General features: G+C 41.0%; 13 protein-coding genes and 4 tRNA genes. 4 read left to right on the top strand and 13 right to left on the bottom strand.

Going from position 1 to position 14,241, the window contains the following annotated elements; genetic code table 11:
* Positions 1-18: 18 nt before the first annotated feature.
* The 13 genes from AC1M85_RS01655 to tpiA all read right to left on the bottom strand — a co-directional run bounded on the left by AC1M85_RS01655 (position 19) and on the right by tpiA (position 9,517).
* Positions 19-579: a TPM domain-containing protein gene (locus AC1M85_RS01655; protein ID WP_488213425.1), complete on the bottom strand. Its 561-nt coding sequence runs from the start codon at positions 577-579 to the stop codon at positions 19-21.
* Positions 573-1,607 (bottom strand): TPM domain-containing protein, encoded by a 1,035-nt coding sequence (locus AC1M85_RS01650; RefSeq protein WP_488213424.1) that lies wholly within the window; start codon positions 1,605-1,607, stop codon positions 573-575. The genes AC1M85_RS01655 and AC1M85_RS01650 overlap by 7 nt, the downstream gene beginning before the upstream one ends.
* 60 nt (positions 1,608-1,667) lie before the next feature.
* The gene (locus AC1M85_RS01645; RefSeq protein ID WP_035266027.1) at positions 1,668-2,258 is read right to left on the bottom strand and encodes a LemA family protein; all 591 of its coding nucleotides are present in this window, start codon (positions 2,256-2,258) and stop codon (positions 1,668-1,670) included.
* A 151-nt stretch (positions 2,259-2,409) separates the two neighbouring features.
* Positions 2,410-2,814: a ribosome-binding factor A gene (locus AC1M85_RS01640; protein ID WP_035266025.1), complete on the bottom strand. Its 405-nt coding sequence runs from the start codon at positions 2,812-2,814 to the stop codon at positions 2,410-2,412.
* Entirely contained in the window at positions 2,814-5,528 is a 2,715-nt protein-coding gene (gene infB / locus AC1M85_RS01635) for a translation initiation factor IF-2 (RefSeq protein ID WP_035266024.1), read from the bottom strand. Before infB ends, AC1M85_RS01640 begins: the two co-directional genes overlap by 1 nt.
* 14 nt (positions 5,529-5,542) lie before the next feature.
* Positions 5,543-7,027, bottom strand: coding sequence for a transcription termination factor NusA (gene nusA / locus AC1M85_RS01630; protein ID WP_035266021.1), 1,485 nt, complete (start codon positions 7,025-7,027; stop codon positions 5,543-5,545).
* A 39-nt stretch (positions 7,028-7,066) separates the two neighbouring features.
* Positions 7,067-7,591 (bottom strand): ribosome maturation factor RimP, encoded by a 525-nt coding sequence (rimP, locus tag AC1M85_RS01625; protein WP_035266019.1) that lies wholly within the window; start codon positions 7,589-7,591, stop codon positions 7,067-7,069.
* Between the two features lie 202 nt (positions 7,592-7,793).
* Positions 7,794-7,870, bottom strand: a tRNA-Met gene (locus tag AC1M85_RS01620).
* Positions 7,871-7,961: 91 nt separating this feature from the next.
* Positions 7,962-8,038, bottom strand: a tRNA-Met gene (locus tag AC1M85_RS01615).
* A gap of 81 nt (positions 8,039-8,119) precedes the next feature.
* A tRNA-Met gene (locus AC1M85_RS01610) sits at positions 8,120-8,196 on the bottom strand.
* A 48-nt stretch (positions 8,197-8,244) separates the two neighbouring features.
* Positions 8,245-8,329, bottom strand: a tRNA-Leu gene (locus AC1M85_RS01605).
* Positions 8,330-8,382: 53 nt separating this feature from the next.
* Positions 8,383-8,712, bottom strand: a complete 330-nt coding sequence (gene secG / locus AC1M85_RS01600; protein WP_488213423.1) for a preprotein translocase subunit SecG — start codon at positions 8,710-8,712, stop codon at positions 8,383-8,385.
* 13 nt (positions 8,713-8,725) lie between these two features.
* Positions 8,726-9,517: a triose-phosphate isomerase gene (gene tpiA / locus AC1M85_RS01595; protein ID WP_488213422.1), complete on the bottom strand. Its 792-nt coding sequence runs from the start codon at positions 9,515-9,517 to the stop codon at positions 8,726-8,728.
* Between the two features lie 261 nt (positions 9,518-9,778).
* Between tpiA and pilB the strand changes: the two genes are divergently transcribed.
* The 4 genes from pilB to coaE are packed head-to-tail and all read left to right on the top strand — an operon-like array spanning position 9,779 to position 14,239.
* On the top strand, positions 9,779-11,488 hold the full coding sequence (gene pilB / locus AC1M85_RS01590; protein WP_488213421.1) for a type IV-A pilus assembly ATPase PilB: 1,710 nt from the start codon (positions 9,779-9,781) through the stop codon (positions 11,486-11,488).
* A gap of 20 nt (positions 11,489-11,508) precedes the next feature.
* On the top strand, positions 11,509-12,735 hold the full coding sequence (locus AC1M85_RS01585; protein WP_092766657.1) for a type II secretion system F family protein: 1,227 nt from the start codon (positions 11,509-11,511) through the stop codon (positions 12,733-12,735).
* Positions 12,735-13,595 (top strand): prepilin peptidase, encoded by an 861-nt coding sequence (locus AC1M85_RS01580; protein ID WP_035266012.1) that lies wholly within the window; start codon positions 12,735-12,737, stop codon positions 13,593-13,595. Before AC1M85_RS01585 ends, AC1M85_RS01580 begins: the two co-directional genes overlap by 1 nt.
* Before the next feature lie 41 nt (positions 13,596-13,636).
* Positions 13,637-14,239 carry a dephospho-CoA kinase gene (gene coaE, locus AC1M85_RS01575; protein WP_488213420.1) on the top strand — a complete coding sequence of 201 codons (603 nt, stop codon included), beginning with the start codon at positions 13,637-13,639 and terminating at the stop codon, positions 14,237-14,239.
* The last annotated feature ends 2 nt before the right edge of the window (positions 14,240-14,241 follow it).

The raw sequence follows: 14,241 nt of genomic DNA, 5'->3' as shown, positions 1-14,241 counted from the left end.
TTTGTCACTTATATTGACTCAATTTAAAATTATTGGCTGATTACTGAGCTCATTTTCCAAATCTTGCACTTTATGATCATAAAAACGATTCAAAATTTCGCCGACTTCCATTACACCAACAATAACCCCCTGTTTATAATTTTTATTTTTTAGCTCATTAATCATGTGATCACAGATTGCTTGCCAATCCTGTTGCGTTGTGGCCTTTTGAATTCCACGATCAATCACAATTTCAACTTTCTGCTCACATAGATTTAAATATATCAGTACACCACTATTAAACTCTGTATCCCATACACCTAATTCAGCAAAAAGTTGTTCGGCGCGCTGACGAGTACTCATGGAATAAGCCAAGGCACATGGAATATATCCCTCTATGACCACTTGAATCTCACCAACATGACCTTGCTCCGCTTGTTTCACTGCCTCTGCAATTGCATTTTGGTCCATTTTGGAAAAATAACGTTTAGATGCAGGCAAATAACAAAAGTGCTTAATCCAGCGCTTAAAACTCGGTTGAGATGCTTGTTGCAACTTTGGTTCAGTGATAATTTCTGTCGTTTCAGTTTTTGTTACCATGAGCCTGACGCACCTCCCCCACCAAAGCCACCACCACCGCCACTAAATCCACCACCGCCAAATCCGCCTCGACCGCCACTGCCGCCGCGTCCTCCGCCAGATAAAAATGCTTGGAAAATCAACTGTGCGATGGATGTAAATAATAAAAAGAAAATTCCAATACCCACAATCAAGCTGATTAAAATCCCTGAACCATAAATCATGCTTGCTGCAAAAGCAGTAACACCCGCGACCGATGCACTTAAACGATTACCAATAATAAAAGAACCAATCACACCAGCGATTAAAATAAATAATACCGTGTTAAATGTCTTTTCCTTTGCATATTGCGCTTTTAAGGCTTGTTCTTGTCTAAGTTTCAGTTCTTCAGCAGCTTGTTGGGCAATTTCCGGATCAAGGTTAACGATTCGTTCAATTTCTCTGACCCCTGCAATTAAACCCTGTCCAAATTGATTGACTTTAAAATAAGGGGTGATTTGTTCGCGAATGATTCGACTCGCAACAATATCCGGAATCACACCTTCCAATCCATAACCTGTTGCGATATGTAATCTTCGATCATTAATTGCCACTGCGATTAATAAACCATTATCTTGTTGAGCAGAACCCAACCCCCAAGTTTGTGCAGTCCGCATTGCAAAATCAAAGATACCTTCCTGACCAGTTGTTGGAACGATGACGATCCCAATTTGAGCCTTACCCTCGTTATACAGACCACGAATTATTGTATCGAGTTCTGACTTTTCTTGAGGAGAGAGTATATTCGCCTGATCTATCACAGGTTCATTTAATGTAGGAAGTTGACGTTGTGTGTCTCCTTCCTGCATATCATTTGAAACAGTAACAGGAGGTACTGACGTCTGGTTATTTTGCTGAGCACTTGATGATGCATTTGCTGAATTGGGTTGAATCACTTTTCCCAGCACAATCGCGTCAGACTCATGATCTTCTGCTGTTGCAGTTTCTGCATGAACCATTTGCAATGTACAGGTCATCGCAAAGACAAATAGCCATGAAAGCAATTTCATACTATTGTGTCTAAGATGCTGAGTTCTCATGCTCATATTCATCAACTTCAAATCTTTGATTTAATCAAAAGAAACGTTAGGTGCCTTTTGTGCACTTGCTTCAGCACTAAAGTTTTCTTTTGCATCCATGCCAATGACTTTCGCAGTTACAACTTGTGGGAATTGACGAACATAGGTGTTGTAATCTTGGACGGTAGAAATATAGCGATTACGCGCAACTGCTATACGGTTTTCTGTACCCTCTAATTGTACCTGCAAATCACGGAATTGCTCATTCGCTTTAAGATCTGGATAGTTTTCAGTCACTGCCAGCAAACGTGATAATGCACTTGTCATTTGCGATTGCGCTTCTTGGTATCGTTTAAACAATTCTGGATTTTCAAGCACTTCTTTATCAACTTTAAGCCCTGCAACATTTGCACGTGCCTCTGTGACTTCAGTTAAAACTTGTTCTTCATGTTTTGCATATCCTTTAACTACATTCACCAAATTCGGAACAAGGTCTGCTCGACGCTGGTATTGGTTTTGTACCTCAGACCATGATGCAGTCACCGCTTCATCTTTCGCTTGAAGTGTATTGTACCCACAACCTGTGAAAAGCAAGGTACTTGATAATGCAAGCACAACAGCTGATTTTTTTAAAATTTGCATGACATCAACCTCATTATTTATTTGTATTTGTTTAATTAAAAATATTGTATACGCAAATTCAAAATTGAATGTAGCATTTATTTTATGGCTTTAATTTATATAAAAACATTAAGATAAAAAAAGCCACCCTAAGGTGGCTTTTTGTTTGAAATTACTCTTCGTCTTTTTTATCGTCAGCTGGAGGTAAGTCCTTCACAGCTTCAGCAATTAGACCAAACATGTAGTTTCCGTATGCATTAGTTTTATCATAATGGAAACGTAAACGAGGTGTGATACGTGTCTTAATACGACGACTCAGCTCATGGCGCAGAAAACCTGATGCTTTATTTAAAACATCTAGAGTATCTTTATTTGCTGCTTCACTTTGCTCATCACCAAGTTCACGCCCCATGACCGTGACATAAACTTCAGCATAGCCTAAATCTGGGCTCACTTTCACCGCTGAGATGGTCACAAGACCACCCAAGCGTGGATCTTTCAGCTCCTGACGGATGAGTTCAGACAATTCTCGCTGAACCGTGTCCGCCATACGCTTAAGACGTTGACTACCCGCCATTAAAGACTCCGTTTAATTAATTGAACATCATAGACTTCGATTTTATCGAGTACTTTGATGTCTTTATAGCCTTTGACTGCAAGACCACATTCCATACCAGCACGAACTTCTTCAACCACTTCTTTATAACGGCGAAGTGATTCAAGTTCACCTTGGAACACAACCACATCATCACGTAAGACACGAATTGGTTTATTACGGTGTAATAAGCCCTCAAGAACCATACAACCTGCTGCAGCACCAAACTTACTCGAGTGGAATACTTCACGTACTTCAGCCACACCAAGAATTGTTTCACGATGTTCTGGTGCAAGCTTACCACTCATGGCATCTTTCACATCATCAATCAATTGGTAAATGATTGAGTAGTAACGGATGTCGATACCATCTGCGTCAGCTTTTTGGCGCGCTGTATTATCTGCACGAACGTTAAAGCCTAATAAGAATGCTTCTGAAGATTCTGCAAGTGTGACATCAGACTCAGTAATCGCACCAACACCTGAACCAATTACACGCACTTTCACTTCATCAGTTGAAAGTTCAGCCAATGCAACATGAAGCGCTTCCAATGTACCGCGAACATCTGTCTTCAGAACAACATTCACAATCGGCACATCTTTTTTGCCCATTGAAGCCATTAAGTTTTCGAGACGCATTGCAGATTGACGCTCTAAACGTTTTTGACGTTCACGATCCATACGCGCATCAGCCACTTCACGTGCTTTCTTCTCATCATTTACAACAAGAACTTCGTCACCTGCCATTGGCGCTTCTGGAAGACCTAAGATTTCAACTGGAATCGATGGACCTGCAGACTTAATACGTTGACCATTTTCATCAGTCATCGCACGTACACGACCGTAAGATGCACCAGCTAGAACAAGGTCACCTACTTTTAATGTACCATTTTGAACAAGAATCGAAGTAACCGCACCACGGCCTTTATCAACACGTGCTTCGATTACAACACCTTGTGCCGCACCTTCTTCAGAAGCTTTAAGCTCTAGAAGTTCAGATTGAATCAAGATCAAGTCAAGAAGTTCATCAATACCTGCACCGGTGTGCGCAGAAACCATCGCGACAGGGACATCACCACCCCATTGCTCAGGCACGATTTCTTTAGTTGTCAATTCATTCAATACGCGATCTGGATCAGCAGATTCTTTATCCATCTTGTTGATTGCAACAATGATTGGCGTACCTGCTGCACGAGCATGGTCAATCGCTTCAGCTGTTTGTGGCATAACACCATCATCAGCTGCGACCACCAATACAACGATATCAGTTGCTTTCGCACCACGTGAACGCATCGCAGTAAATGCTGCGTGTCCCGGAGTATCTAAGAAAGTGATAATACCTTTATCCGTTGTAACGTGATAAGCACCGATATGCTGGGTAATACCGCCCGCTTCACCTTGCGCTACTTTCGCACGACGAATACGATCAAGAAGCGATGTCTTACCATGGTCAACGTGACCCATGATAGTAACCACTGGTGGACGCGTTGTTTGTGCACCACGTGCTTCTTCAGCCGCTTCAAGCAAGTTATCTTCCGCTTGAGTATCTGATACTAGAACTGGGTTATGACCCATTTCTTCAACCACTAGAACTGCTGTATCTTGGTCGATTGATTGGTTTTGAGTGACAAGCTCACCCATTTTCATGAGTGTTTTAATTACTTCACGAACCTTAATCGCCATTTTTGCAGCAAGGTCAGCAACAACAATAGTTGCACCGATTTCAACATCATAAACTTGCTTTTTAACTGGCTTCTCGAAACCATGTTTATTAGCTTGGCTTGATTTCAAACCACGTTTATGAGAGTTGTCACGGAAAGATTGCTCTTCTTGACCGCGACGACCACCTTTCTTAGGAGAACGTGCACCTGGTGTGTTATTACCACGCTTAATGTCACGGTCTTCTTTCGCGAATGAATCTTCGTATGCTTGACCAACAAGACCAGCAGCCAATGGAGAATCATCGACCACACGAATCGTTGCAGTTGCATCTTCATTAGAGTACTTAGAAGCCATCTGACGCATTTGTTCAAGCGTACGTTGTTGTGCTTCTTCAGCTGCTTTACGACGTGCTGCTTCTTCGACTGCTTTTAATTTAGCAGCTTCAGCTTCACGTGCTTTTTTCTGTTCTGCAGTTTCAGTTGGCTTAGTTGCTTGTTTAACAATCGGTTTATTTGTTGACTTGCGCTTAACCACAACCGCAGCTTTAGCAACTTCTTGCTTCTCACTCGATTGTTTCGCTGCAGCACGCATTGCATCTAAGTTCGCTTTCGCTTTACTTACTGCAGGTTGCGCCTTCTCTTCAGCTTGAGCTGGTTTAACTTCAACTTTTTGCTGTGCTTTTGCTTCAGTTTCAGCTTTTGCTTTTGCCAATGCTTCAGCTTTAATTTGTTCAGGATCTGGCTTAGTGAACGTATGCTTCTTACGAACTTCTACGTTAATAGTTTTAGCTTTACCTGATGTACTTGCTACTTTTGCAGTACTCGTAGTTTTACGTTTCAACGTGATTTTTCCTGCGCTGCCGCTGTCTTGCCCATGCGCTTTTTTCAAATGAGCGACTAAACGGTCTTGCTGTTCTACTGAGATTGTGTCTTCTGCCTTAGATTGAGGCAACCCAGCATCTCGCACCTGATCTAATAGTTTTTCAACTGGAAGACCTACGCTGACTGCTAACTCTTTAATTGACTTATCCGTCATGTATGACCTCCTCGTTAATTAAACCATGATTCACGTGCTTTCATGATCAATTGACCTGCTTTCTCAGCACCTAAACCTTCGATATCAGAGATATCATCAGTTGCCTGATCTGCTAAATCATCTACTGTGATTACACCGCGAGCCGCTAATGCATAAGCAAGCTCTGAACTCATTCCTTCCATCGCTAGAAGCTCTTCGCTCGGTTCTTGAATATTTTCTTGCTCTTTCAGTGCATCTGCTAATGCAACTTCTTTCGCACGGCTTTGTAAAAGCTCAACCGTTTCTGCATCTAATTCGATTTCATCAAATGTTTCAGCTGGAACGTAAGCAATCTCTTCAAGTGAAGTAAAGCCCATTTCTACCAATGCCATCGCAAGGTCTTCTTCAATATCAAGACGACCTACAAACATATCGAGATATTGCTGTGCTTCATTTTGTTGACGAGCACGGTACTCTTCTTCAAGCATCATATTGAGCTTGTAACCAGTTAACTCAGAAGCTAAACGTACGTTTTGACCTTGAGAACCAATTGCACGCGCCAATTGATCGCTTGTAGCAAAAATAATATCTGCTGTGCGTTCTTCTTCATCAATCACAATACCCGATACATCTGCTGGCTCTAAAGCACTTGCGATATATTGAGCTGGATCATCTGACCAAACTACAACATCAATACGTTCACCGTTCAATTCTTGCTGTACAGCTTGGATACGTGTTCCACGCATACCAATACATGCACCAACTGGATCAATACGATGATCGTTCGTTTTCACTGCAATTTTAGCACGAACACCCGGTTGACGTGCAGCAGCTTTAATTTCGATGATTTCTTCAGAAATTTCTGGAATTTCTTTTTTCATCAATGCCATTAACATTTCTGGCTTAGCACGAGAAAGTTGTAGCTGCGCACCACGACCTTCACGGTTTACGTTAAATAAAATCGCATTTACACGCTGTTTAGGACGTAAAATTTCTTTTGCGATCATTTCTTCACGTGCAAGATATGCTTCCGCATTCTCACCGAGGTCAATAATGAAACCATCTTTAGTTTGTTTCTTTACTTCACCGTAAATTAACTCACCAACTTTAGATTCATATGCATCTGCAATAAGCGCACGTTCAGCTTCACGAATTTTCTGAACAATAACTTGCTTCGCGATTTGAGCTGCAATACGACCAAATTCAATTGATTCTACTTCAAGCTCACGCACATCACCGATTGACCATTTCGCTGGGTCCACATCAGAAATCGCGTCTTGGCATGCAGGCATTTCATGATCTTCATCTGCTACTACAGTCCATTGACGGAAAGTACGGTATTCACCAGTCTTACGATCGATTTCAACGCGCAACTGTGCTTCTTCAGAATTTGTGCCTTCGTAGAATTTTTTCTTCGTTGCAGCAACTAGAGCTTGCTCGAGCGCTTCGAAAATCGCTTCACGACTAACACCTTTTTCATTACTAACCGTCTCAGCAACGGTAAGAATTTCACGGCCCATAAGTCACCTACTATTCAAATTCTTTTAGTTAAGATTAATTTAGTCTTGGTAGATCAAGTTGGCCTTATCGATATTGTGACTATCGATCTCGAGCACTTGTTGCTTTTCAACTTCAACTTGGATCATTTCATTTTCTACATCTACAGCAACCAGTTTCGCTTGGAATTTACGGCGGTTATCCACTGCAGAAATCAAACGTAAAGCAACTTGTTGACCAATATATGCTTGCATCTGTTCAAGTTTAAAGAAAGTGCGATCCCAACCTGGTGATGAAACTTCTAATGCATATTCACCAGAAATTGGATCATGAACATCGAGGATTGCACCAACTTGTTGGGTAACACGTACACAATCTTGCACACCCACACCACGACCAAGATCAATTTCACCGTCTTCGGAAATAACAGGTTCTTTGTTTGGATCTTCAGGCTTGTCAATGTAGATACGTACTAGCGAACGCTTACCCTGAGGTGTAAATTCTAAACCCCATAGTTCAACATCGCACGCCTCAACAGCGGGTGCGATCAGTTCATACAATGCTTGGGTTTTATTTGATAACTTCATTTACTCTCGTCATTTATGTGCGATTCAATCGGCCAACAGACCGACACAGACTAACTATAGTGATAGCATGATTATTTGACCAATTGATGTCCACACTACACGATAGATAACAAAAAAGGGCGCATTCGCCCCCATTATTGCACAGAAAAGCAATGCCCACTGTGCAAAAAGGCCCACCTAGTTGTGAGCCTCTTTAGAAACTTGGTAGCGGGAGCTGGATTTGAACCAACGACCTTCGGGTTATGAGCCCGACGAGCTACCAGACTGCTCCATCCCGCATCAACGTGCAAAATTATATCTAAATTTGAATCATTTTTCAATCAGAAAAACTTTCTAATTAGACTTGATTAAGTTGCACCTTAATCAAAAGTGGTAGCGGGAGCTGGATTTGAACCAACGACCTTCGGGTTATGAGCCCGACGAGCTACCAGACTGCTCCATCCCGCATCAACGTGCAAAAAGTATATCTCAACTCAAACTTTGTTTAAGTTGCCTATTTTAAGTTTGCATCTTAATTATAGGATTGATTGGTAGCGGGAGCTGGATTTGAACCAACGACCTTCGGGTTATGAGCCCGACGAGCTACCAGACTGCTCCATCCCGCATCAACAGATTTTGCTGCAAACACCAACTTAAACTTCTGGATTATAAGTTGGTGCGGAAGGGGGGACTTGAACCCCCACGCCCGAAAGCACTACCACCTCAAGGTAGCGTGTCTACCAATTCCACCACCACCGCAGCTGTGACGCATTCTAGTGGTTTCAATGAAAAATTGAAAGCGAAATATTCAATTATTCAGCTGGTTTTGGTGTAGTTGATGAAGTTTCAGGCGATTTTTGATCAACTTGCTCAGTTGTGTTAATCGTTTTCAAACCATAAGCATCTGTCGTTTGCTGCTTCGCAAAGTAAGCCAAGCTAATACTTGTGATAAAGAATAAAGCAGTAAGTATCCCGGTTAAACGAGTTAAGAAGTTACCAGAACCAGAAGCGCCGAATACAGTCGCTGCACCGCCACCGCCAAAAGACGCACCTGCATCTGCACCTTTACCATGCTGTACTAGAATTAAAATAATCATCAATAACGCTAAAATGATGTGTAGCACCAGTACAAAAGATTGCATGATGAACTCCTAATTATTTTGATTGGGCAAATGCTTGCGCAATTTGAACAAATGATTCTGCATTGAGTGATGCACCGCCTACGAGGGCACCATTGATATCAGGGCATGCTGCCAATTCAACAGCATTCTCAGGTTTTACACTACCACCATAAAGAATTGCTATGTTTTGACCTTCAGGTGTAATTTGACTCAATCCTTCACGAATTTTAGCATGCATTGCTTGTGCATCATCCGGGGAAGCTGTTTTACCAGTTCCAATTGCCCAAATTGGCTCGTAAGCGACGGTAATATGCACCCATTGCTCTGGATTCACAACACCTGCAATGTCACAAATTTGTTGTAACACCACTTGCTCAGCTTGCCCACTTTCACGCTGTTCAAGGCTTTCACCCACACAATAGATGATATGTAAGTTAGCAGCTAAAGCATTTTTTATTTTTTCATTAAGAATCGCAGGCGTGTCATTAAATATTTCACGACGCTCAGAATGTCCAATTAATACATAATCGACCTGGCTATCCTTTAAAAGATCTGCGCTGACTTCACCTGTAAATGCACCAGTACCCGCAATACGCGATACATCTTGAGCAACCACAAACACTTCATGAGCATCTTTTGCAAGTTCATTTTTTACTTGGAGTAAAGCCAATAAAGTTGGCGCAACACCAATTTTACAAACATCATGAGCGATTGAAGCTTGCTCAAGCTGTTGTTTCAAATCAGCTAAAAGTTGTTGCGTGTTAGCCTGCATTGGGTTCATTTTCCAATTGCCTACAACCCACGGAGTAATTGTCGAACCCGACATAGATCTAACCTTCTATCAAAAATGCGCACATTCTACACGGATTTTAAAAAATTAACGTAAAAATTCAATGGATACAGATTCAGCACCTAGAATTCTTTAAAAAAAGACAACATAAGACACAATATCCAACAGAATAAGTGAAAAAATTCAATTTTTTCATAGTTTTCGGATAATATTAATGATTTTAAGTATAGAATTTTCTACTTATAACCGTATAATTTTAATATTCGAATTATAAAATGAATTTAAGGCGTATTGGGGATGACTTTAGATCAAAGTGGGCCAAAATTTTCTGGGTTAAGTCGTCGTTTGGTTGATGAAGGCATTTTGACCTCCCAGCAAATGCAAAATGCTATTATTAATTCAAAAAAATCTCATCAAAAATTAGTACCTTACCTCGTTGAACATCTCAAAATACGAGCAAGTACGATTGCTGAAATGGTTGCTCAAGAGTTTGGGGAGCCATTGTTCGATTTAGATGCATATAATGTTGAGTTACTACCCAAAGATATCGTTGCAGAAAATCTTGTTACAAAACATGTAATCTTACCTTTATATCAACGAGGTATATCTTTATTTGTAGCGACGAGTGATCCTACAGATATCGAAGCATTGGAAGCAATTCGATTTAATAGTAAATTAAACGTCGTTCCTATTACTGTAGAACATAATAAACTTGAAAAACTGATCGAAAAGCATTTTTCTGAAAATGAGAATTTCAATTTCGGTGATGAAGATCTTGACGTTAACGTGGTCGAGAACGATACACCGCAAAATAATAACGATGATGGTCCTTCAGGTGATGATTCCCCGATTGTTAAGTACATCAACAAGCTTTTGGTTGACGCCATTCGCATGGGTGCATCAGATTTACACTTCGAACCTTATGAAAAAACGTACCGAGTTCGATACCGCGTTGATGGTGTTTTAAGAACTATTGCAAATCCACCATTGCAACTCGCGAATCGATTAGCTTCACGCTTGAAAGTTATGTCTCAAATGGATATTTCAGAAAAGCGTATTCCGCAAGATGGCCGTATTAAGCTTAAATTATCTCGTACTAAAGCGATTGATTTTCGTGTTAACTCATTACCAACCTTATTTGGCGAAAAAATCGTATTACGTATTTTGGATCCGTCTAGTGCAATGCTCGGTATTGATGCATTAGGTTATGAAGAAGATCAGAAAGCTTTATTCCTTGAGGCACTTGAGAAGCCTCAAGGCATGTTACTGATTACGGGTCCAACAGGTTCTGGTAAAACAGTATCGCTTTATACAGGATTGAATATTTTAAATACTGAAAATGCCAACATCTCTACAGCAGAAGATCCCGTAGAAATTAACTTAGAAGGCATTAATCAGGTCAACGTCAACTATAAAGTGGGCTTAAGCTTCTCAGTCGCATTGAAATCATTCCTGCGTCAAGATCCTGATATTATTATGGTCGGGGAGATTCGAGATCTCGAAACAGCTGAAATTGCAATTAAGGCAGCACAAACAGGCCACATGGTGATGTCTACACTTCATACCAATAGTGCTCCTGAAACCTTAACCCGTTTGCGCAATATGGGGGTTCCCTCTTTTAATATTGCAACTTCGGTGAATCTCGTCATTGCTCAACGACTTGCTAGACGACTGTGTGTGCACTGCAAAGTACCTGCTGATATTCCTAAACCAAGTTTGTTAGAAATGGGATTCACAGAACAGGATTTAGCAGATCCAGATTTTAAAATTTATCAACCTGTCGGTTGTCCTGAGTGCCGTGATGGTTATAAAGGACGTGTCGGTATTTATGAAGTCATGAAAGTGACACCTGAAATTTCGAAGATTATTATGGATGATGGCAATGCATTAGAGATTGCAGCTGCATCTGAAAGACTGGGGTTTAAGAATCTTCGACGTTCGGGCTTAATTAAGGTCATGAACGGACTCACTTCTTTACAAGAAGTGAATCGTGTGACCAGTGAATAATTAAAAATAAGGAAATCATTATGGCGGTGAAAAAAGCACAGATGATGCCAACGTTTGTATATGACGGCGTGGATCGCAAGGGTACCAAAGTTAAAGGTGAAATGCCTGCGCGTAATATTCAACTTGCAAAAGTCATGCTCCGCAAACAAGGCATTACGGTGCGTAGTATCCGCGAGAAGCGCAAGAATATTCTTGAAGGCTTAATGAAGAAGAAAGTGTCTACTTTGGACATCACCATCTTTACGCGTCAGCTTGCCACCATGATGAAAGCAGGTGTACCACTTGTTCAAAGCTTTGAAATTGTTGCAGAAGGCTTAGATAATCCTGCAATGCGTGAAGTGGTTTTGGGTATTAAAACTGAGGTCGAAGGTGGTAATACTTTTGCAGGTGCACTACGCAAATATCCTCAGCATTTTGATCAGTTATTCTGCTCATTGGTAGAATCAGGTGAGCAATCAGGTGCGCTTGAAACCATGCTCGATCGAGTTGCGATTTATAAAGAAAAAAGTGAAGTTCTCAAACAAAAAATTAAAAAAGCGATGAAGTATCCAATTACTGTCATTGTGGTTGCAATTATTGTGACCATTATTTTGATGGTCAAAGTGGTTCCTGTCTTCTCTGAGATGTTTAGCTCATTTGGCGCAGACTTACCTGCGTTCACGCAACTCGTAGTGGCAATGTCTGAGTGGGTGCAAAAATATTGGTTTATTTTAATTATCGGTATCGCGCTGACCATTATCGGCTTTATTGAAGCCAAAAAACGTAGTCAAAAATTTGCGGATGCATTAGATCGCACGGCTTTAAGGCTGCCTATTTTTGGTGATTTGGTTTATAAAGCAATTATCGCACGTTATAGCCGTACACTTTCAACCACATTTGCTGCCGGCGTCCCTTTAATCGATGCACTCCAATCAACAGCTGGTGCAACGAATAACGTGGTATATGAGCAAGCAGTTATGCGTATTCGTGACGACGTTGCGACTGGTCAACAACTTCATTTCGCTATGCGCTCGACCAATTTATTCCCATCTATGGCTGTGCAAATGGTAGCGATTGGTGAAGAATCGGGTTCACTCGATGCTATGCTAGATAAGGTTGCAACCCATTATGAAAGTGAAGTCGACAATGCTGTCGATGGCTTAACCTCCATGATGGAGCCTTTGATTATGGCCATTCTAGGTGTCTTGGTCGGCGGCTTAGTCATCGCAATGTATCTTCCAATCTTCCAAATGGGTTCTGTGGTGTAATGAACGAAATAATTGCGTATTTAATTCAATCGCCTACAGCACTCTATTTAACTGTGGGAATCATCAGCTTATGTGTCGGAAGTTTTTTAAATGTTGTCATTTACCGCACACCTAAAATGATGGAGCAAGAATGGCGTCAAGACTGTCAGATGTTTTTACATCCCGACCAAGCCATAATTGATGAAGATAAACTCACGCTAAGTAAACCTGCATCGACCTGCCCAAAATGTAAAACACCTATTCGTTGGTATCAAAATATCCCCGTGATAAGTTGGTTATTTTTACGTGGAAAATGTGGTGAATGTGAAAATCCGATTGGCATTCGTTATCCACTGGTAGAAGTTTTGACTGCTGTTTGCTCATTAGTGGTCGTCGCGGTATTTGGTCCAAGCCTACAAATGCTTTTTGGCTTAATTTTAACGTGGACACTGATCGCACTCACATTCATCGACTTCGATACACAACTTTTACCCGATCGATATACTCTCCCCTTGGCTGCACTTGGTTTAGCGGTAAATAGCTATGCACTCTACACATCACCTACCTCCGCCATTTGGGGTTATTTGATTGGTTTCCTCTGTTTATGGGTGGTGTACTATCTATTTAAAATCGTGACAGGCAAAGAAGGAATGGGATATGGCGACTTCAAATTACTGGCCGCGCTTGGTGCATGGATGGGTCCATTTTTATTACCGCTCATTGTCCTACTTTCATCCTTAGTCGGTGCAATCATCGGCATCATTTTGATGAAAGTCAAAAAAGAAAATCAGCCCTTTGCTTTTGGACCTTATATTGCGATTGCTGGATGGATTGCATTCTTATGGGGTAACGAAATTATGAAGGTTTATTTAGGCGGTTAAGCTAAAATAAGCCCCATTATGATAATTACAAGGTTTTTTACATGCGCTTTATTTTGGGCTTAACAGGTGGTATTGGAAGTGGAAAAACTGCTGCAAGTCAGTGGTTTGAAACACAAAGTATTACTGTTGTTGATGCAGATATCGTAGCACGTGAAGTGGTTGAAATTGGAAAACCTGCACTACAAAAAATTAAAGATCATTTTGGGGATTGGGTGCTATTGGAAGATGGCGCACTCGACCGCAGAGCGTTAAGAGACCATATTTTTAAACATCCTGAAGCTAGAAAGATATTAGAAAATATTACGCATCCTGCAATTCGCCTATCGATTATTGAACAACTACAACGGGCGACCAGTCCTTATGCCATTTTAGTTTCCCCACTCTTGTTTGAAACCAATCAACACCAACTGACTCAACGTACTTTACTGATCGATGCATCAACAGAATTACAAATCTTGCGTGCTTCGCAACGTGATCATCAAGACATTGAGCAAATTAAAAAGATAATGAGTGCGCAAATGTCTCGTGAAGAAAAATTAAAACGTGCAGACGATGTTGTTATAAATGATGGTGAACTTGATCATCTCTATCAACAACTCGCAGTAAAACACCAATATTATCTTGGTCTTGCACAACAAGCTTAAAT

This window comes from Acinetobacter sp. 24-47-64 (assembly GCF_057737055.1).
Note: the sequence above shows the minus strand (reverse complement) of the source record. Positions and strands in the feature narration are given on the sequence as shown.